The organism is Caballeronia sp. SEWSISQ10-4 2, assembly GCF_030464885.1.
Taxonomy (GTDB): domain Bacteria; phylum Pseudomonadota; class Gammaproteobacteria; order Burkholderiales; family Burkholderiaceae; genus Caballeronia.
In genome coordinates this window covers 1-21336 of the sequence record NZ_JALPRJ010000064.1, presented here as the reverse complement: position 1 = coordinate 21336, position 21336 = coordinate 1, and the positions used below count along the sequence as shown (strand labels likewise).

The window sequence follows — 21336 nt, the reverse complement described above, 5'->3', positions numbered from 1 at the left end:
ATTATTCAGGTCTACTACTTCAAAGGAACGATCTTGGACAAAGCGCGTCGCACCCTCCTTAAAATAGGCACGGGGCTCGCCCTTAGCTCGGCGGTAACCACTCGAGCAGGCGCGACTCCCGCAGCAATCAAGGTTCCCGCAGGGTCAGGACCGGCTGGCAATGCGTTGCGGTTGGTGACCTATCGCCATGCTGCCGCAGAAGCGCCTCGCCTTGGTGCGGTGACGGCCCAGGGCATGGTAATCGACCTCGGCGCGACCGCCCGGGACTTAGGTATGACGTTGGCCTTCGACCCGGCGAGCATGGTCTCGTTGATAACCGCCGGGCCCGATGCCATCGCGCAGGCGCGTCGATGCGCGGCCTCCGGGCGACCGTATGCGTCACTTGAGCGCGTGCGGCTACTCGCGCCGATCCCGGTGCCCGCCCGCAACGTCTACGCTGTCGGGTGGAACTACCTGGAGCATTTCGGCGAGAGCCTGACCGCGAAGCAGGCAGCTCTGCCGAAGCACCCAGTGTTCTTTACCAAGGGCACGCACACCATCAACGGTCCCTTTGACCCCATCCCCTTTGATCCGTCGGTGTCCGTGAAGATCGATTGGGAGGGCGAATTGGCGGTCATCATTGGCAAGCGTGGCTATAACATCGCGGAAGCCGACGCGATGCAGTATGTGTTCGGCTATGCCGTGATCAACGACACGACCGCGCGCGACATGCAGGTCGATCATGGCGGGCAATGGTTCAAGGGCAAGAGCCTGGACGGTCATGGCCCGATTGGCCCCTGGATCATTCCTGCCAGCGACATCGACTACACAGACCTGCAACTGACCACGCGCGTGAACGGTGTAGTGAAGCAGCAAATCAACACCAGCCAGATGTATTTCAAGGTGCCGCGCCTCATCGCTGAGCTCTCTCTCGGTCTGACGCTCGAGCCCGGCGACATCATCGCAACGGGGACACCCTCAGGCATCGGCGCCGCTCGTAACCCGCCGGAGTTCCTGAAACCTGGCGACGTGATGGAAACCGAAATCGATCGGATCGGCGTGATCCGAAATGTGATTCGTCAGGTCACTACCTAGCGGCATGTGTCGCGCGGGAATAGGGAGAAGTCGCTACCGGGGCGGTTGACTTGGGCGGCGGCCTGATCGACAGGCCGACGTTGGCGTGATCAATATAGTTGGACAGTCATAGGGAATCAGAATGAGCGATGTGAGTGATGTGAGTGATGTGAGTGATGTGAGTGAGAAGCAGAACGTATTGCAGCGACGTCGTTTTTTGCAAGGCGCAGCACTGACATTGGTCACCACGACTGTGATGCCGATAGGCGCAAGCGCTGCGACCATGCAGATCGTTGCCGAAGATTACTGGGCGCAAAAAGGCGCGGTGAAACTGTACCTGTACCGCAAGCGCTTAGCCGACGGCGCAAACGCAGCTGCGGGCCCGAAGCCGGTATTGTTCCTGGTGCATGGCTCGTCGTTCTCGGGGCGGGGCGGTTTCGACCTGCAGGTACCCGGATTGTCGAACTACTCGTTCATGGACGAGTTCGCAAGATACGGCTTTGACGTCTGGACCATGGATCATGAGAATTACGGCCGTTCGTCCATGACCGAATCGAACTCCAATATCCGATCTGGCGTCGACGACTTGAAAGCCGCGCTGCCGATTGTCGAGCACGTTACCGGACAGAAGAAGGTCATGTTCTACGGTCAGTCTTCTGGCTCGATCCGCCTGGGTGTCTTTGCAATGGAAGAGCCGGAGCGAGTCGACCGCATGGTGCTCGATGCGTTCACCTATACCGGGGAGGGCGCGCCCGAGATCATGAAGCGGCGCGCGAACATCGCGAACCTCACGGCCAGCAACTTCCGGCCGACCTCGCAAGCGAGCTTCGACGCCATTTTTTCGCGCGATGACCCGTCGACGGTCGACCCGGCAGTACCGAAAGCCTTGGGTGACTACGAGCTGAAGCTGACGAACCGGACGCCGAACGGAACCTATGTCGACATGGCGATCCATATGCCGATGGTCGACCCCAAAAGGCTTCAGTGTTCCGTTTGCATGACGAGGGCCGAACACGACGGCAACGCGACGGATGCTGAATTACTCGATTTCTTCTCGCAACTGCCGAACAAAGACAAACAATTCTGTGAGATCAAGGGTGTCGCCCATGTCGCGGTGCTTGGCATCAACCGCCACCGTATCTGGCACGCCATGCATGCCTTCTTCACGATGCCGCCGCAGCGTACCGCCGCAAGCGGGTGACCCGGCTTCATGCGGGCGCGTTTTCCGTCGGCGTGAAAGGGAAGCCGGCGCTCAGGGCCGGCGGGCTGGCGGGCTCTCAGTAGCCGGATCGTAGGGCAGGACCTGCTCCTGTTCGTCGGCCTGATTGCGCGCGACGATCGCCCGGGCGGGCGTCGTCTCACTGAGATTGAACGGCTGATGCGGGACGCCCGGCGGAATGAACAGGAAGTCCCCCGCTTCGTTGATGACCGATTGGCGCAGTCCCGGGCCGTAGCGCGTCTCGACGCGTCCTTCCAGTACGTAGATACCGGTTTCGTGGCCGCAATGCACGTGGGGCTCGGCGTGTCCGCCGGGCGGGACCACCACGAGGTACATGGACAGCCCCTTGGCGCCTGCGCTCAACGCCGAGATGCCCACGAAGTAAGGGAGGCGCTGGCCCGTAGCGATTTCACGCTCGGGTCGCACCGTGACGAGGGACGCTTGCGCGTCGTATGAGCCGTCTTGCATGGGGTGCTCCTCCTTCGAGGTCGCAAGATCACGTGAAGGCGCCGTCCGCCGAGCCGGTTTCGATCCAGTGCCGATTGACGCATACTTATTGAAGCATGAAGGCGGCGGCTACCTGACGCAAAATTCTACGCTGTTCGCTCCGCCAACAAACGCCAACTTGCGTCAGGAATAGCGGACGCCTCGCGCATGCTCTCGGCATCACACATTCGTGCGGCCTTCCGCTCAGCCCGTCACCAGGAACGCGAGATCATTGCATCTTGGCTGCAGTGTTGTGCGTGGAGGTATCGCCCGTTTGCGTGGGCGTCGCCTGTTGGGTAACCGGGATCTGCGGATGCCGCGGATCATGCAGGTCGGTAGCTGCCCAGCCGCCGCCCAGGTCGCCGAACAGAGACGCCGCATCCAGCAGGCGCTCCTGCTGCACATTCAGCGCGGTCTGCTGACTGCTTAACTGGGTGGCCTGGGCCGTGGCCACGGTGGTGTAGTCCACCGTGCCGGCCTGATACTCGTTGAAGGCAATCTCGGCGCCCCGGTTCGCATCGCGCACGAGCGACTCCAGCACGACCGCCTGCTCGGCCAGGATCCGCAAGCCGGACAGGTCGTTCTCCACGTCCTGGAACGCGGTCAGCACCGTGCCGCGATAGTTGGCGACGGTCGCATCGTAAGCCGCTTTCGCCGCGTCCACGTCCGCATTGCGCAAGCCTCCGTCGAAGATCGTTTCGGTGGCGCTGCCGCCCAGCGACCAGACATAGTTGCTTACGTGCAGCAGCCCGGACAACGGCGACTGCGTGAACCCGCTCAGCGCCGAGAGGGAAACCGTCGGGTAGTAGGCCGCCACGGCCACGCCGATCGCCGCGTTCTGCGCGGCCATCTGGCGCTCGGCGGCGGCGATGTCGGGGCGGCGCTCAAGCAGCGTCGACGGCACGCCGACCGGCACCGCGGGCAGGGTCGGCATCGCGGTGCTGTGGGGGATCGAAAGCTCCTCCGGATTCTTGCCCACCAGCACGGCAATCGCATGCGCGTCTTGCGCCCGCGCCACACCGAGTGCGATCAGGTTGGATTGTGCCGTCTCGAGTTGGGTGCGTGCGGTGATCAGGTCGGACGGCGGGATGGTGCCCGCCTTGTCCTGGTCGGCGATCACGCCGAGAAAGTGCTGATACTCCTGGACAGTTCTCTGCAGCAGGTCGATATTCGCATCGCTGGTGCGCAGGTCGATGATGGCCGTGGCCAGCGCCACCTGCTCGGAGAGCGTCGCACTGGCGAGCGTCGCTTCGCTCGCTTGCGCGGTCGCTGAGTTTTCTTCGATCGTGCGGCGCACCTGACCCCACAGGTCCGGCGCCCAACTGACGTTGCCTTCGAGCGAGCCCGAGTTGACGACCTTGGCCGCGTTGCCGTTTGCGCTGCGCGACTTCGTGCCCGAGCCGGTTACGCCGATCGTCGGGAACAGGCTGGCGCGTGCGGCCCGCACTTCAGCCAGCGCTTCCTGATAGTTCGCGTAGTCCTGGCGCACGGTCTGGTTCGACACCGACACCAGTGGTTCGAGCTGGTCGATCAGCGGATCGTTAAAGGCGGTCCACCATTCGCCCTTCGGTCCGGCTGCGGCCGGCTCGGCTTGGGTCCAGCCCGGCAGCTCCGCGTAGGTGGCGGGCACGTTGACCTGCGGCCGGTGGTAGTCCGGACCGACCACGCAGCCGCTGACCAGCAGGGCCAGCGTCGCGGCGGCCAGGGGTCGAAAGTGACCAAGGTGGCTAAGGTGGTGGCTTAGCGGCCCAAAGTGTTTATAGGAAATCGTCATCTTCATGCCTTCGTATCCGGTTGTCCGGGTTGCTCCGAGTCCCGATTCCACGGCAGGCCTGCGGACCACCTGACCAACTTGCCCCGCAAGCGGTCGAGGTAGAGGTAGATCACCGGTGTCGTGTACAGCGTAAAGACTTGGCTCAGGATCAGGCCACCCATTACGGTGATACCGAGCGGCTGACGCAGCGACGCGCCCTGGCCAATGCCGATAGCAAGCGGCACCGCCCCGAGCACGGCCGCGAACGTGGTCATCATGATCGGCCGCAGACGCACCACGGCGGCGGCGTGAATCGCTTCGCGCGCCGGCATCCCTTCGTTGCGCTGCAACTGGATCGCGACGTCGACCATCATGATGCCGTTCTTCTTGACGATACCGATCAGCAGAATGATGCCGATCATCGCGATCACCGAGAACGGCGTGCCGAAAATCAGCAACGCCAGCGTGGCGCCGATACCGGCCGACGGCAACGTCGACAGGATGGTCAGCGGGTGGATCGAGCTTTCGTACAGCACGCCGAGCACGATATACACCACGCCGAGCGCGGCGAGAATCAGCAGCGGCACCGTACCCATGGACTGCGAGTAGGCCGCCGCCGCACCCGCAAACGTACCGTGGATGCTGGCCGGCATGCCGATCTCGCGGATCGTGTTGTCGATCGCCACGGCCGCCTTGCTCAACGATCCGCCGGCTGGCAGGTTGAACGAAATCGTTGCGGCGACGAGGCCGCTCTGATGGTTCACCTGCGTCGACGTATGGCTGTTCGAGTACGAAACCAGGGCCGCCAGCGGCACCATGGTCTCGGCTGACGTGCTGTCCGCGCTGCCGGTCGAACTGCCGCCCTTGCTGTTGGCGATGCTGTTGGTGGTCGCGTTGGCTTGCGCGTTCGAGTTGAGCGAGTTCGTGCTGCTGGTCGTGCTGGTCTGAGTCGTCGCCGTCACGCCGGACACCGTGCCGCTCGGCATTTGCGTGGCCGCCGTACCGGTGGCATTGCCCGCCGCCTTGCTCAGGTAAATCTGGCTGAGCGTCTGCGGATACTGCCAGTACTCCGGCGCCACCTCCATCACCACGAAATACTGGTTGAGCGGGTTGTAGATGGTCGACACCGTACGCTGGCCGAACGCGTCATACAGCACGTTGTCGACCTGGTTCGGCGCGAAGCCGTACCGGGCCGCCGTCGCGCGGTTGATGCTGACGTAGGTCTGCAGACCGTTTTGCTGCAGGTCCGAGTTCACGTCGAGCAACTGCGCGTGTTCTTTGCCGAGTGCGGCGACGAGCAGCGGCGTCCACTTGAACAGCGCGGCGGAATCGTCGCTGGTCAGTGTGTACTGATACTCGGCGGCCGACTGCCGTCCGCCGATCCGCAGATCCTGCTGCGCCTGGATAAAGAGCCGCGCACCCGAGACCTGGTTGAGCCTGGGCCGCAGGCGGTTCACCACCTCGGTCGCCGTGAGATGGCGCTCCGCCAGCGGCTTCAGTTCGATGAACACGTTCGCGGTATTGAGCGCGCGGCCGCCGGTAAAGCCGGCTACCGAGGCGACTGCCGGATCCTTCTGCACGATCTCCTGCAACTGCGCGAGCTTCTTTTGCATCGCCGGGAAGGAGATGCTCTGGTCGGCGATGATCTGCCCGATCAGGATGCCGGTGTCCTGCTCGGGAAAGAAGGTGGCGGGCACCAGCTTGAACAGGAACACGTTGGCCACGAGCAGGCCGATCAACAGCAGGATGACCAGCAGCGAATGATCCAGTACGGCCGCGAGCGTGCGTGCGTAGGCGTCCTTGAATCGGTCGAATTGAGCCTCGACCCACAGCGCCCAGCGGGCTTTCGAATGCCCGGCGTTGTTGCGGCTCAGCACATACGCGCACATCGCCGGCGTGACCGTGAGCGAGATGACGAGCGAAATCAGGATGGCGATGGACAGCGTGACCGCAAACTCATGGAACAGCAGGCCGACGATACCGGGCATCAGCATGATCGGCAGGAACACGGCGATCAGCGACAGGCTCATCGAGATCACCGTGAAGCCCACTTCGCCGCTGCCTTTCAACGCGGCTTCCTTGGGGCTGAGCCCCGCCTCCATGTGGCGCACGATGTTCTCCAGCACCACCACCGCGTCGTCGACCACGAAGCCGGTGCCGATGGTGAGCGCCATCAGCGAGAGATTGTCGATGCTGTAGCCGAGCAGGTACATCGGCCCGAAGGTGCCCACGATCGACAGCGGCAGCGCAACTGCCGGCACCAGCGTGGCGCGCGGCGACTGCAGGAAGATGAACACCACGCCCACGACCAGCAGCACGGCGATGAACAGCGTGCGTTCGGTGTCGCCCACTGACGAGCGGACCGACTCCGACCGGTCGATCGCGACGCCCACGTGCACGCTGCTCGGCAACGTCGCTTCGATCGAGGGCAACACTTTGCGGATCTGCGCCACCGTACTCACGACATTGCTGCCGGGCATCGGATACACGATCACCAGGATGGCCGACTTGCCGTTGAAGAGTCCGGCGTTGCGAATATTTTCGTTCGAATCCTTGACCTCGGCGACGTCGCGCAGTTGTACCGCCGCGCCGTTGCGGTAGGCGACGACAAGGTCGCGGTAGGGCGCGGCCTTGGTGATCTGGTCATTGGACGTGACAACGTAGCGCTGGTCGCCTTCATCGAGGTGGCCTTTGGCGCTGTCAGCGTTCGCCGCACTGATCGCCGCGCGCACGTCCTCGAGGCCGATTCCGTAGCTGTTCAGCTTGCCCGGCTGCAACTCGACCCGCACCGAGGGCAACGCGCCGCCGCCGAGCGTGATCTGGCCCACGCCGTTGACCTGCGAGAGTTGCTGCTGGATCACCGAATCCGCGGAATCGTAGAGCTGCGCCTTGGTGAGCGTGTCCGACGTCAGCGAGAGCACCATGATGGGCGCATCCGCCGGGTTGTACTGGCGATAGGTCGGATTGCTGCGCAGCGTGGTCGGCAAGTCCGCGCGGGCCGCCTGGATCGCGGCTTCGACGTCGCGGGCCGCGCCGTTGATGTCGCGGTTCAGGCCGAACACGACCACGATCATCGACGAGCCGACGTAGCTGATCGACGTCAGCTCGCTCACGTCGGCAATGGTCGCCAGGCGCCGCTCGAGCGGTTCGGCCACCGTGGACGCCATGATGTTCGGGCTCGCGCCCGCCATGTTCGCCTGCACCACGATCACCGGAAAGGCGATGTTCGGCAACGGCGCGACCGGCAGCCGGAAATAGGCGAGCGTCCCGGAGATCAGGATGGCGATCGCCAAAAGCGTGGTCGCGACAGGGCGCCGGATGAATAACGCCGAGATGTTCAAGGCGTGTCCTCCGTCGTGCCCTCCGAATTGCGGCGCCGCCTACGGTTGACGCGCTCCGCCATCCTGTCGAAGAACAGGTAGATCACCGGCGTGGTGAAGAGCGTCAGCATCTGGCTCAGCGTCAGGCCGCCGATGATCGCGAGACCCAGCGGCCGGCGCAGCTCCGAACCCGTGCCGCTGCCGAGCAGCATCGGCAGGGCGCCGAGCATGGCGGCGAGCGTCGTCATCAGGATCGGGCGGAAGCGCAGCAGCGACGCCTCGAAGATCGCCTCGCGCGGAGGCTTGCCGTGATTGCGTTCGGCATCCAGCGCGAAGTCCACCATCATGATGGCGTTCTTCTTGACGATGCCGATCAGCAGCACGATACCGATGATGCCGATCACATCCAGGTCGCTGCCGGCGATCATCAGCGCGAGCAGGGCGCCGATGCCCGCCGAGGGCAGCGTGGACAGAATTGTCACCGGATGGATGAAGCTCTCATACAGCACGCCGAGCACGATATACACCGCGACCAGCGCCGCGATCAGCAGGTACACCTCGCTCGACAGCGAATCCTCGAACGCCTGGGCCGCGCCCTGCAGCGACGAGGTGATCGACGGCGGCAGGTTCACCGACTGTTCCGCTGCATGGATGTCCTTTACCGCCGTGCTCAACGATGCACCCTTCGCGAGGTTGAACGAGATCGTGACGGACGGGAACTGCGCAAGATGGCTGATCACCAGCGGCGACTTCGTGATCTGGATCTTGGCGATGGCGGACAGCGGCACCTGGCCGGTGCTGCCGGTCTGGCTCGGCAGATACAGGTTGCCGATCGACTGCACGTCCGGCAGCGATTCCGGCTTGGCGACGAGGATCACCCGGTACTGGTTCGACTGCTCGAAGATGGTCGAGACGATCCGCTGGCCGAGTGCGTCGTACAGGGCGTTGTCGATGGTCGCCGGCGTAATGCCGAAGCGTGCGGCCAGTTGCCGGTTGACTTCGACGTTCACGCTCAGGCCGTCGGTGTTCATGTCGCTTTGCACGTCGGCGAGCGACGGAATCTGCTTCATGCGCGACACCAGTTCCGGCACGTACTTCTGGAACGCCTGCTGGCTCGGTCCGCGCAGCACGAAGCTGTACTGGTTCGGCGAGACCGTGGTGTCGAGCGTCAGATCCTGCTCAGGCTGCATGTAGAGCCTCACGCCGGGCACATTGGCGACTTCCTGCTGCAGACGCCGCGCGATCTCTTGCGCCGTGTCGGAACGCTTGTCCCGGTCGCGCAGGTTGATCAGGAAGCGGCCGTTGTTCAGCGTGGAGTTGGTGCCGTCGATGCCCACGTAGGAGGTGAGCGAGGTCACGTCAGGGTCTTTCAGGATCGCATCGGCGAGCGCACTCTGGCGGGTCACCATTGCCTTGTACGACACCGAGTTGTCGGCCACGCTGATGCCCTCGATCACGCCGACGTCCTGCACCGGAAAGAGGCCTTTCGGGATCACCACGTACAGGATGCCGGTCAGCACGACGGTGCCGACCGCCACCGCAAGCGTCAGCATCTGATGGTCCAGCACCCAGCGCAGGCCGCGTTCATAAGCGGCGAGCGTTTTGTTGAAGAGGCCTTCGCTGATGCGCTCGAAGCGGCTTGGATGCCGTTCGGCCTGGGCGCGCAACATGCGCGCGCAGAGCATCGGCACCACGGTCAGCGAGACCACCGCCGAGATCACGATGGTGACCGCGAGCGTTACCGCGAATTCGCTGAAGAGACGCCCGATCACGCCGCCCATAAACAGCAGCGGAATCAGCACGGCGATCAGCGAGATGGTCAGCGAGAGAATCGTGAAGCCAATCTGCCCGGCGCCTTCCAGCGCAGCCTCGAGCGGCGTCTTGCCTTCCTCCAGATAACGCACGATGTTCTCGATCATCACGATCGAGTCGTCGACCACGAAGCCGGTGGCAATGATCAACGCCATCAGCGAGAGGTTGTCGATCGAGTAGTTCAGCTGGTACATCACCGCTAGCGTGCCGATCAGCGAGACCGGCACCGAGATGCTCGGGATCAGCGTGGCCGGCACGTTGCGCAGGAACACGAAGATCACCGCCACCACCAGCACGATCGCCAGGATCAGTTCGAGCGCCGCGTCGGACACTGACGAGCGGATCACGCCGGTGCTGTCCGACACCACCGTGACCTTCATGCCGGCCGGCAGCGTGGATTCGAGCTGCGGCAACTGCTTCATGATCTGGTTGACCGTGGCGATCACGTTCGCGCCCGGCTGGCGCTGCACGTTGAGCACGATGGCGGGCGAGCCGTTGTACCAGGCGCCGCGCTCGACGTCCTGCGCGGCCTGGCTCACGCGCGCGACGTCGCGCATGAACACCGGCGCGCCGTTCTGATAGGCGACCACCGTGTCCAGGTAGTCCTTCGGATCGGTGATCTGGTCGTTGCCGTTGATCGTGTAGTCGAGCTCCGGGCCGTCGAAATTACCCTTCGGCTGGCTCACGTTGACGTAGCTGAGCAGCGTGCGCAGGTCGTCGATGTTCAGGCCGTAGGCGGCCAGCTTGTGCGGGTCCGCTTCTACACGAATGGCCGGCACGTTGCCGCCGCTGGTTGTGACCACGCCCACGCCCGACACTTCGGAAATCTTGGTGCCGAGGCGGTTATTGGCGATGTCCTCGAGCTGGGTCAACGACATCGACTTCGACGTGACCGCGAGCGTCAGGATCGGCTGGTCGGCCGGGTTCACTTTCGCATAGGTCGGCGGCGCCGGCAGGCCGGAGGGCAGGTAGCTGTTGGACGCGTTGATGGCCTGCTGGACGTTCTGCTCGGCGACATCGAGGTTCAGCGACAGGTCGAACTGCAGCGTGATGACCGACGCGCCATCCGAGCTATACGACGTCATCTGCTGCAGGCCGGGGATCTCGCCCAGTTGCACTTCGAGCGGCGCCGTGACCGTGGTGGCCATCACGTCCGGGCTCGCGCCCGGATAGAAGGTCTGCACCTGGATGGTCGGATAGTCGACGTTGGGCAGCGAGGAGACCGGCAGCACGCGCATGGCGACGAGGCCCACCAGCACGAGGGCAATCATCAGCAGCATCGTGGCTACCGGTCTAAGAATAAACAGACGGGAAATATTCATCGGCGCGTGGGTCCGCTTCTACGAAGCAGCATTGACCGACGCGGCTTCGGGCGCCGCAGCGGGCTCCGAGGCGCCGTGGGCCAGTTTGTGCCGGCCGGAGGCGGCTGCGGAATCCGAGGCAACTGCGTCAGCCGAGGCGGGTTTCGCTTTGGCCGCCTGGATCTTGGCGCCGTCGTTCAGGCGGTCCGTGCCGTCCGTGACCACTACGTTGCCCGCCGAGAGGCCGGACAGGATGACCGTGTTCTTGCCGTCGCTCGGGCCGATCTTGACCTTATGCACGGAAACCGAATTGTCCGCGTTGACGAGATACACGTAGTCGCCGGGCGCCCCGGTTTGCACGGCGGGCGTGGGCACCAGCACGGCATTTTGCATCGTATCGACTAGCAGCTTGATGTTGACGAACTCGTTCGGGAAGAGCGCTTCGTCGTCATTGGCGAAAGTTGCGCGTAAGGTGACCGTGCCCGTCGCCGTGGCCATCTGGTTGCTGACGGCGTACAGCGTGCCGGTGGCGATTTCGCGTGCGTTATCGCTGGTATAGGCGGTGACCGGCAACGTAGCGCCCGCATTCAGGCGCTGCACGACGGCGACCAGCGAGTCTTGCGGCACCGTGAACTGCACCGTGGTCGGCTTGACCGTGGTGATGACGACAATGCCCGTCGACGACGACGCCGTGACGTAGTTGCCCGGGTCGACGAGACGCAGGCCGACCTTTCCGGTGACCGGCGCGGTGATGCGGCAATAGGTCAGATTGAGGTCGTCTTGAGCGATGATGGCCAGATCCAGCTTGACCGCGGCCTCGTCCTGCTGGACGAGGAACTGCTGGTCCGCGAAGGTTTGCTCGGCGATCGACTTGCGTTCGTTCAACTGCGTGAAGCGGACCAGGTCGGCACGCGCCTGGGCGAGCAAGGCCCGGTCTTTGGCGAGCGTCGCCTCGGCTTGCTGCTTGTTGATTTCATACTGGCGCGGATCGATCTGGGCCAGGAACTGGCCTTTCTGCACTTCCTGGCCTTCGTGATAACCGACGGCAGTTAGGTAGCCGCTCAGTTGCGGCAGCACGGTCACGGTAGCGGTAGGGGTGACAGTGCCAAGTTCGTTCAAGGTGACCGGCATCGAGCCGAGCGTTGCGCTCGCCACCGTCACGACGATGGGCGCTGCGTCGCGCGCGGGCTTCTTTTGGGTCAACAGGTGGACAACGACAAGCGCAATCAGCGCCAGCACGATCACCGCAAACAGGATGAGCCCGCGTCGGGAGCGCTTTGGCTGCGTGGACACGGCTTCGCTCATAGGTATCTCCGAAAACAGGTGCTGTCGTTGATGATTGGGCGGGGAGCGATCCCCAGCCGGGACTGTGGAAAGGTGCCACGGTTCCCTCGCGTTGTAACCATGGATCAAGCCTTTGACAATGTTTTATTAAGTTGTAAGCGACGCTGGCCGCGCGAACGGCGCAATAGCCGTCTGTTGTTCATATTGACCTCGGTAGCAGAGGAGGGACGCGGATTGAGTAAAGAATGGCGTCAATGTACCCGGCTCGCGCGAGGCTTGAGTTACACGAATGCAATAATGTTGATCCCTGAAATGTCCCGTTTAGCGTTCTCGGACGCGTAGCCTGTACGAACAGGCGGCTGGACGTGGGATCTGCCGCCAGACGGCGGTCCCAAGGAACGGTAATACGCGCAGAAAGCGGGCGGGCGGTTGGCCAGTGGCGCGTCGATCGTATCTTGCGGCTGTGAAAGCCAGCTGCGCAATTGCCTCGCGGAGAGGCTCGCGCGTATGTTCCCGCAACTCTAAGGCTGGCCGCTGCGTTCCGAATATCTCTGGCATGGCAACTTGGCAGTCACGCCCGAGGTGATCTAGGAACGAGTCGTGATTGGGCGTCGTGTCGCCGTCTACTAGCAACAGGTCGAGCCGGTTGACGATCACAGCCCATCGGCTGTGAAGCGGTGAGTGCACACGAAAACTAAGCGAAACTACCTATTCGTCAACTGTTGACAGTTTACAAAAATCGCCCATAATTCAAATTGTCGACACTTAACAGTTTTCACTAAGAGATATGCGTAGCCCATAACTGCTCGCGGCCATGAGTTGTGTCTGTACTCAATCGCCATTTTGTGCGCCAAAGCGTGCCGAACTCCCTCCGCTTTACCGCGTAACAAGGGAGGGTCTCGATTCCCGCCACCAGATAACAGGAACCACATGAAGACCGTCAGTCTTGCGCGATCGATTCGCTTAATCATGGTCAGCGTGTTCGCGCTAACGGGTATTGCGGCCGCGAGTGCCCAATCTCATTACAGTTTGATCAAAACTATCGACCTTCCCGGACAAGGTGGCCATGGCGATTGGGTCGCGTACGACGAACAAACAAATACCGTCTGGATTGGCCAGGCGCCAGCGCATAATGTCATTGTCATAGATGCCGAAAAACTGGTGGTCAAAGCAACGATTTCAGGTGTTCAGGAAGCTAATGGAATTGATCTCGACGATACCTATGCATTCGTCTCCGATGGTAAAAGCAATACCTTGGTGGTAATCGACAAAAGAACTTTTGAGAAAGTGGCAACCGTTAATTCGGGAGGCGAGTCGCCGGATGGCGTGAGCGTCGACCGGCATACCGGCAACGTTTTCGTAGCAAACGACGACACCGGCAACGAAGTGATGTTCAACGGCAAACCGCCGTTTGCGCAGGTCAGCGCGGTGACCTTGAGGCCACATCCGGCAAGACATGGGCCGGATGTGGGCTTATATGTGGCTCAGTTTGACCGGCTTTATCAACCGGTCGACAACATGATCGACGTTATCAATCCAAATACTAACCAGGTCGAAGCCGTATGGGATCTGGGAGTCAAGACCGACGCCAAGCCTATGGTGTATGACGACAAGACACAGCACCTAATAATAGGAACTCGAGATCAGAAGATGTTAACTGTTAATGCTGCGACTGGAGAACTTGTTAATACGATGCCGTTTAAAGGTGGCGATATTGATCAAACTGCGATCGATGTCATTGCGCGGCGCGCTTTTATGGGCGACAAAGCTGGTAACGTTGAAGTTGTGGATATTGATAGCAATACCGTAGTCGATCATATTGTGTCTGAGAAAAACACGCATACATTAACTGTCGACCCGAAAACACACAGGATTTTTATTTACTTGAATGTCAGCAACAAGGTGGCGGTTTTTGAGCCAGCTTGAATGCCGGGGTTAACCTCATTTAGCGTGAGTGGCGCAAGGTAGTTCGATGTCGGGGTGGCCACCGGGCCGCAAACGAACGAAGGGATATGCAAAGTGTTGACAGTTTTCAATGTGCAATTTAGTATTGACGCATGAAAACCGACTACAGCACCTCTACCGTCACCGTCGCGGAACTTCAATCGCATACCCTCACGGGGGTGGTGCAACACGAGATCGAAAAAATGATCTTACGTGGCGAACTGGTACCTGGGCAGCGCCTCAATGAGAAGCTTGTGGCCGACAAGCTGTCGGTCAGCCGCGGACCGGTGCGCGAAGCTTGCCGGGCACTTGCGGAACTGGGTCTTGTGTATCTGATCCCGAACCGCGGCGTGTTCATCAAGCGGTTGACCAAGAGTGACGCAATCGAAGTCTACGATCTGCGCGCGGGACTGATCGGACTGTCGGCCTCATTGCTGGCGCCGATCCTGTCCACACAGAGCGCGGCGAAGCTCGATGGATTCGTGGAAGAGATGGAAGACGCGGCCGAGAAGGGCGATTTCTCCAGCTTCGATCCCGTCAACCTCGAGTTTCACGATTTTATCGTCCGCTCGACCGAGAACACGCGATTGATCAAGTTGTACCGCGGCCTGGTGAAGGAATTCCATCTCTTTCGCACGCACGGGCTGGTGCAGCGTGGGGCATTGCTGCAATCGAATCGCGAGCATCGCGAGATCGTCGCGGCGCTGAGGTCGAAGGACGCGGAGTTGAGCTACAAAGCGAGTTTCAGCCATGTCGCACACGGCAAGGCGCGCATGCTGATGGCCCTCGATGAGCTCACGAAGGAGGGGAGCACAGTTGCCGGCGACCAAAAATGAATGGCCCGGTTGTTTAGGGCGTCACGACTGGCCGGTGAAGATTGGGATGTAATCAGAAACGGCCGGATGTATCCGGTCGGCCTGGATATTATGGTGTACGAATCGTATTGGACGAGCACGCCCGGCAATATTGACCAGGGCGCCATGAAAAGAGGCTACTGGAGGGTGCGTCAATACCATGCTTGAGATTTCATTAGCATGCCAAATCACGGATCGGACGCGGGCGTTGGTCGACGGTAGCGTGGCAATTGAGGGATGCAGGATCAACTTCGTTCACGGTCCTGCGGAGGAGCTGTTTCAAAGGGCGTTTCGCCATGAGGAATTCGACATAGCGGAACTGTCGCTGGGCACGCATTTGTTGACCACGGCGCGCGGCCAGAGCCATTACATCGGTGTGCCTGCCTTCGTGTCGCGGTCGTTCCGGCATTCGGCCATTTACGTGCGCTCGGACCGCGGCATTGATTCGGCCGAGGCGTTGCGTGGCCGCCGGATCGGAGTGCCTGACTTCCAGCAGACGGCGGGTGTCTGGGTGCGCGGTTTTCTCGACGACGAACACGGTGTGCGCACCCGTGACGTCCATTGGTTCACGGGTGGTCTCGAGCAGGCCGGTCGCGAGGTACGTATGCCGCTCGACCTGCCGGCAGACATCAGCATCTCGCCGATTGCCGGGACCGCCACGCTCTCGAACCTGCTCGACGCCGGTGACATCGACGCGATCATCGCGCCCAAGCCGCCGTCGTGCTTTGGCCGTAACGAACGCGTGCAGCGGTTGTTCCCCGATTTCCGCGAGGCGGAAGAGGCGTATTTTACGAAGACGCGGTTGTTCCCGCCTATGCACACCATCGGCATCCGGCGCACGCTGGTAGAAAAGCACCCGTGGCTACCGGTGAACGTGTTTGCAGCCTTTGTGAAAGCAAAGGAGGCAGCCATGACCGAAATGTCGATCACCGACACACTACGTATCACCCATCCGTGGATCAATGCTGAGGTCGAAAGGGTGAAGGTGCTGATGGGCGAGGACTACTGGCGCTACGGCATGGACGCGAACCGCCGCGACCTGGGCGCGTTACAACGCTACGCCCGGGCCGATGGGTTGATCGATAAAGACGTACCAATGGACCAGTTGTTTGCCGCGACTACATTTGACGGCTTCAATTTCTGAGTCTGGTGAAAACACAAAATAATCAGGAGACGACGTAATGGGTAAGTCCGGTATCAGAAGAGCGAAGCTACGCGGTGCGCTGCTGCTGTCATGCGCTGCCCTGCTGTGCATCCGAACGCTCGCCGCCAATGCGGCCGATGCATGGCAGCCGCACCGCCCGATCGAGATCGTGGTGCCGAGCGCGCCGGGCGGCGGGCTCGATCTGGTCGGCCGCACGCTGCAAAGCGTGATCCAGCAGGACAAGCTGTCGAGCAAGCCGGTCACGGTGATCAACCGTCCGGGCGGTGGCGGCACCGTCGGTATTGCATACATCAATTCACACCCAGGCGACGGCCACTACGTGAGTGTGCAGGCGCTGCCGCTAATCACGAACCGTGTCACGGGCCTGAGCACGGTCGGCGTCGACGACGTCACGCCACTCGCCGTGTTCGTTACCGAGCCGGTGGTGTTCGCGGTCGCAGCGGACGGGCCGATCAAAAGCGGCAAGGATCTCGTCGCGATGCTGCACAAGGATCCGTCGGCAGTGAGCATGGCGGTATCGAGTTCGCCGGGCGGCCAGAGCCACGCTGCCGCCGCGCTCGTCCTGAAGGCGGCTGGACAGGACCCGAAGAAGCTGAAGATTGTCTTCTTCGATTCGGGCGGCGAGGCGGTCACGTCGCTGATGGGCGGGCATGTCACAGCCAGCGCGACTCCCGCGGGCGTCGTTCTTGGTCCCAGTCAGGCGGGGCGTATCAAGATGATCGGGATTCCTTCGGATGTACGGCAGGCAGGCGATCTCGCCAATGTGCCGACGTGGAAAGAGCAGGGCGTCAACGCCGAGTTCAGCACGTGGCGCGTGCTCGTCGGGCCAAAGGACATGACGGTCGCCGAGATCGCCTGGTGGGACGACGTGCTGAAGAAGGCTACGGCATCACCCGAATGGGCCGCCGCGGTCAAGCGCAACCTCTGGACCGCCGACTACAAGAATAGTGCGGACACAAAGGTCTTCCTCGCGGGCGAGCAGAAGCGGCTCACGTCGCTGCTCACCGACCTCGGCCTCGCGAAGTAACGGGTAGTAAAGCATCCAGGCCAACTTCCTGTTTTTTCCACCGTAGCAATCAACGACATGGAGATCCATATGTCACGCATCGTCCACCTCGCCGTCAAGGTCAACGATCTCGAAGAGGCGACCAAGTTCTACTCCGAAGTATTCGGCTTCACGGAAGTGAAGACGGGCCGCAATCGCGAGCACATTTCGCGACACATGACCGACGGCCACATCGACTTCACGCTGATGAAATACGACAGCGAGGATTCGCACGAAGCTACCCTCGCCGGCGAAGGGCCGCGCCTCCATCACTGGGGCGTGACCGTCGACGACCAGGACCTTGCTGCCGAGAAGATCAAGCAGTACGGCGGCACGATCCTCTCGCAGAAGGGCGAAGGCGCGCTCAAGTTTCGCGCGCCGGACGGCACCATCGCCGAAGTTGTCAAGCCGGGTCGGTACAACGAGAAGTAGGTCGGATCAGTCAGGGCCGGCGACGCGCGCAAAGAGTGCGCCGGCAGGCAGCACACCAAGGAGGAGACATGAAAAGCTTGAGGGGTGACGCGCAGCTTGCCATTGGCGTCATCGTGCTTGCGGGCGTCTATCTGTACATGGACATGCGGCTGCCCGAAATGCGCCTGGGCGATCCACTCGGGCCCAAGGCCTTTCCCGCGCTCGTCGGCATTGGGCTGATCGCGTCCGCACTGTTGCTGTTGATCGAACGGCGCCACAAGGTGCGCATCGACCCGTTGTCCGCCGCCAAGGCCGCACCGCTTTCCGACGAGCCCGGCACGAACCCGGGCAACGGTGTGAAGCATTCCCCGCTGGTCCTCGTGGGCATGGTCATATGGACGGCGCTCTATTACTTCTGCTTCGCGCGGGTGGGCTACCTGATTGCGACTGCGGTCTTCCTACTGGGTCTTCTGACCTATTTCAACCGCAAGCGCCACAAGACGAATATCGCAGTCGCGCTAGGTTTCACGCTCGTGTTCGATCTGCTGTTTTCCCTGGTGCTGGGCGTTCCAATGCCTGCCGGCTTGTTATCGATCTGACGCGGAGCGCCAAAATGGAAAGCTTGTACGGGATTCTGCATGGATTGGCCGTCGCCATCCAACCGACCCATCTTCTCTACACCCTGATCGGCGTGTTCATTGGCACGATGATCAGTCACCTGCCGGGCATCGGGCCGTCAGCGGGCATCGCGCTATTGATCCCGGTCACGTTCGGAATGGATCCGATCACCGCATTGATGATGTTGACCGGCATCTATTATGGGTGCATGTACGGCGGCGCGGTGACGGCCATCCTGCTCAATACGCCCGGTGACGCCGCCGCAGTGATGACCGTGCTCGATGGTTACCCGATGGCGCGCAAGGGCCGCGCGGCCGCTGCGCTCGCCATTGCCGGCGTAAGTTCGTTCATTGCCGGCATGATCGGCGTGACGTGCCTGTCTTTCGTTGCCGTGCCGCTCGCCGCGGTCGCGCTACACTTTGGCCCGACCGAATACTTCGCGCTGATCTTCTTCGCGCTTTCCACTGTAGGTGCGCTCAACGGCAACTCGATCGCCAAGGGCATGATGGCGGTGTTCATGGGACTGGGGCTGGCAACAATCGGTATCGATCTGCAAAGCGGCGTGCCGCGTTTCACGATGGGCCTCTCTCAACTGCAGGACCGGGTGAGCTTTCTCGTTGTGGTGGTGGGGCTGTTTGCCATTGCGGAAGTCAGCCGCATGGTGGAAGGCACGCTTGGGGGCACCCTGCACTCGGTGAAGGTGGAAGGCAAGCTTTGGTTCACGAAGAAGGAATGGCGGCGCGCGCGGCCGGCGATTTTTCGCGGCACGGCGGTGGGCTTTCTCTGTGGCGCTGCGCCTGGTCTTGGTGGCACGCTTGCCGCCATGCTGTCCTACGTGCTGGAAAAGAAAATATCGAAGCACCCCGAGGAGTTTGGCAAGGGTGCGGTCGAGGGCATTGCGGCACCGGAGGCGGCAACCAATGCGGACACGTGCGGCGCGTTTGTCCACTTGCTGGCGCTCGGCGTGCCGGGCTCCGGTGCTACGGCCGTCATCATGGGTGCGTTCATCATGTACGGCATCCAGCCAGGGCCGATGCTGTTTCATACGCAACCTGATTTGGTATGGGGATTGATTGCGAGCATGTACATCGGCAATATCATGCTGCTGGTGCTGAACCTGCCGCTGGTAGGCATTCTCTCGAAGATCCTCTATGTGCCGCCGGGTATTCTGCTGTGCCTGATCCTCGGCATCGCATCCGCCGGCGTGTACTCGTTCAACAATGACGTCTTTGATCTCTACCTCGCGCTCGGCTTCGGCGTGCTCGGCTATCTGTTCCGCAAGCTCGACGTGCCGAAGGCGCCTTTGCTGTTCGGCCTGATCCTCGGGCATACGCTGGAGCAATCGTTTCGCCAAGCGCTGACCATTTCCAACGGCGACCCTACGGTGTTTTTGCGCAGCCCGATCGCCGCCGGCCTGCTGTGTTGCGCGGCCGTCATGGTGGGCGCGTCGGTGTGGAGCAAGCGTCGTCCTGTGAAAGAGTTGCAGCAGGCCGAAGAGCGCATTGCACAGCAGCGGCTTGCCGAAGAGCAGCGCTAGCGGTTATGTGACTACCTAATCGCCTGTGCATTCTTAACGCTTGCCGACCTGAAGGAATAGAAATGAATGGGGCAAAAATAGATTTAATAATTAGTATTACAAAATATAGTGAGTATTCAATCAATGGCCGGTATGACAGGCTCTATAAGTCGGTCTACTAAATTAATAAATTGTGTAAAAACATGATATCTATGGAGATGATATGAGACGCCTCGCGATTGTCGGTCTGCCCCTGGCGATGTTAATTGGGATTCCAGCTGCTCAAGCTCAAAGTAGTGTGACACTGTATGGCGAGATAGATAATGCGTTCGCCTATTACAACAATGTCGGTCGTCATTCTTTAGTGGCGTTACAGGGCGCTGACTTCACGGCCAACCAATGGGGGTTGAAGGGCAAGGAAGATCTTGGAGGAGGCTTCCAGGCAATCTTTAACCTCGAAAATGGATTCGATATCAATACCGGCGCGCTGAAACAAGGCGGACGCGAGTTCGGCAAGAACGCGTGGGTAGGGCTCGCGTCCAAGTCCCTTGGCTCAGTGACAATCGGTCGACAACTCGATCCGACGGTCGATCTGGTTCAGCCACTCACAGCCGATGGCTATGGGCCGGCGTTTTCGACTCCAGGTGACGCGGACAACAATGACAACACCTTTCGCGTCGACAACTCCATCAAGTACACAAGCCCGACGTACGGTGGACTTCAATATGAATTGATGTATGGATTGGGCGGCGTACCGGGCAGTGTCTCGTCCCAGGAGACTTCTTCTGCAGCGGCGGCTTACACCCAAGGTCCCTTGAGCTTGGCAGCCGGCTACATCTTTGCAAAAAACGACGGTGCGGCCGGTGTAGGTACGGCGGATCTGACACATAATAATTCTGTGACGCCACTGTTCGGTAGCGTCCCGTTCATTGGATCGCGTTCGATTTTCCACGTGGCAGCGCAGTACGTGATCGGTCCTTTCACCGCCAATATCCGGTATAGCAATGCGCAGTGGAAGCCTTATGTGAAGTTGGCCGCCTTCAACAGGACCGAAACGTTCAACACCGGAGCGACTTCACTTGAGTACCTGGTATCGCCGGCATTTGCCGTGAATGCTGGGTATACCTACATGAGATCGAGCGGAGCATCGTCGGCAACGTATCACACGGTTGCCGCTGGTGCAGAGTATTTCTTGTCGAAGCGAACCACTTTGTACGCGATCAGCGCCTACTCTCACGCGCGCGGTACCACGTTCAGCTCGGATGGTAACTCCTTGGTAGCCGCCGGCGGGACAGTGGGCGATCTCGAGTCGAGTTCAGGCACGCCCAATCAAGTAGCGGTCATCTTGGGTATAACGCACAAGTTCTGAGGCGAGGCAGCACCCGGAGCTGTTGTCGTCCATCTCTCGATCCCGGATGACTGTGGATTGCGCGTTAAACACAACGTCTTAAATAATGCAGCATAGTCTTCGTAGAACTTCGTTTGGTCCGATCCAGTGCCGGAAACAGGCCTCGACGGCCGAGAGGACTTCGGCGAGCGTGGCGAAGTACCGGTT

General features: G+C 61.1%; 15 protein-coding genes. 10 read left to right on the top strand and 5 right to left on the bottom strand.

From position 1 onward, the window contains the following. Nucleotides 1-33: 33 nt before the first annotated feature. Both M0D69_RS32325 and M0D69_RS32320 read left to right on the top strand, forming a co-directional pair. On the top strand, nt 34-1074 hold the full coding sequence (locus tag M0D69_RS32325) for a fumarylacetoacetate hydrolase family protein (protein WP_301785912.1): 1041 nt from the start codon (nt 34-36) through the stop codon (nt 1072-1074). Between the two features lie 121 nt (nt 1075-1195). Beyond that, a complete protein-coding gene (locus M0D69_RS32320; protein WP_301785911.1) occupies nt 1196-2254 on the top strand; it encodes an alpha/beta fold hydrolase in 1059 nt (352 codons plus the stop codon). 51 nt (nt 2255-2305) lie between these two features. On the opposite strand, the gene M0D69_RS32315 is transcribed toward M0D69_RS32320, so the two are convergent. The 5 genes from M0D69_RS32315 to M0D69_RS32295 form a co-directional block, all read right to left on the bottom strand. Beyond that, nucleotides 2306-2740: a cupin domain-containing protein gene (locus M0D69_RS32315; RefSeq protein WP_301785910.1), complete on the bottom strand. Its 435-nt coding sequence runs from the start codon at nt 2738-2740 to the stop codon at nt 2306-2308. 247 nt (nt 2741-2987) lie between these two features. Continuing rightward, nucleotides 2988-4538: an efflux transporter outer membrane subunit gene (locus tag M0D69_RS32310; protein WP_301785909.1), complete on the bottom strand. Its 1551-nt coding sequence runs from the start codon at nt 4536-4538 to the stop codon at nt 2988-2990. After that, complete coding sequence (locus M0D69_RS32305) at nt 4535-7852, bottom strand: efflux RND transporter permease subunit (RefSeq protein WP_301785908.1); 3318 nt, start codon at nt 7850-7852, stop codon at nt 4535-4537. The genes M0D69_RS32310 and M0D69_RS32305 overlap by 4 nt, the downstream gene beginning before the upstream one ends. Further along, nucleotides 7849-10965 (bottom strand): efflux RND transporter permease subunit, encoded by a 3117-nt coding sequence (locus tag M0D69_RS32300; RefSeq protein WP_301785907.1) that lies wholly within the window; start codon nt 10963-10965, stop codon nt 7849-7851. The genes M0D69_RS32305 and M0D69_RS32300 overlap by 4 nt, the downstream gene beginning before the upstream one ends. Before the next feature lie 18 nt (nt 10966-10983). Beyond that, nucleotides 10984-12249: an efflux RND transporter periplasmic adaptor subunit gene (locus M0D69_RS32295; RefSeq protein WP_301785906.1), complete on the bottom strand. Its 1266-nt coding sequence runs from the start codon at nt 12247-12249 to the stop codon at nt 10984-10986. A 909-nt stretch (nt 12250-13158) separates the two neighbouring features. On the opposite strand from M0D69_RS32295, the gene M0D69_RS32290 reads away from it, so the two are divergent. From M0D69_RS32290 to M0D69_RS32255, 8 genes are all read left to right on the top strand, one after another. Continuing rightward, nucleotides 13159-14154, top strand: a complete 996-nt coding sequence (locus tag M0D69_RS32290; RefSeq protein WP_301785905.1) for a YncE family protein — start codon at nt 13159-13161, stop codon at nt 14152-14154. A gap of 131 nt (nt 14155-14285) precedes the next feature. Next, nucleotides 14286-15008 (top strand): FCD domain-containing protein, encoded by a 723-nt coding sequence (locus tag M0D69_RS32285; RefSeq protein ID WP_301785904.1) that lies wholly within the window; start codon nt 14286-14288, stop codon nt 15006-15008. A 241-nt stretch (nt 15009-15249) separates the two neighbouring features. Further along, nucleotides 15250-16170, top strand: a complete 921-nt coding sequence (locus tag M0D69_RS32280) for an ABC transporter substrate-binding protein (RefSeq protein ID WP_301785903.1) — start codon at nt 15250-15252, stop codon at nt 16168-16170. Between the two features lie 37 nt (nt 16171-16207). Next, nucleotides 16208-17218, top strand: coding sequence for a tripartite tricarboxylate transporter substrate binding protein (locus M0D69_RS32275; RefSeq protein WP_301785902.1), 1011 nt, complete (start codon nt 16208-16210; stop codon nt 17216-17218). Nucleotides 17219-17287: 69 nt separating this feature from the next. Continuing rightward, on the top strand, nt 17288-17668 hold the full coding sequence (locus tag M0D69_RS32270) for a VOC family protein (protein ID WP_301785901.1): 381 nt from the start codon (nt 17288-17290) through the stop codon (nt 17666-17668). A gap of 68 nt (nt 17669-17736) precedes the next feature. Next, nucleotides 17737-18246 carry a tripartite tricarboxylate transporter TctB family protein gene (locus tag M0D69_RS32265; protein ID WP_301785900.1) on the top strand — a complete coding sequence of 170 codons (510 nt, stop codon included), beginning with the start codon at nt 17737-17739 and terminating at the stop codon, nt 18244-18246. A 14-nt stretch (nt 18247-18260) separates the two neighbouring features. Beyond that, nucleotides 18261-19802, top strand: a complete 1542-nt coding sequence (locus M0D69_RS32260; protein WP_301785899.1) for a tripartite tricarboxylate transporter permease — start codon at nt 18261-18263, stop codon at nt 19800-19802. A gap of 202 nt (nt 19803-20004) precedes the next feature. Next, nucleotides 20005-21150: a porin gene (locus M0D69_RS32255; RefSeq protein WP_301785898.1), complete on the top strand. Its 1146-nt coding sequence runs from the start codon at nt 20005-20007 to the stop codon at nt 21148-21150. Nucleotides 21151-21336: the final 186 nt, after the last annotated feature.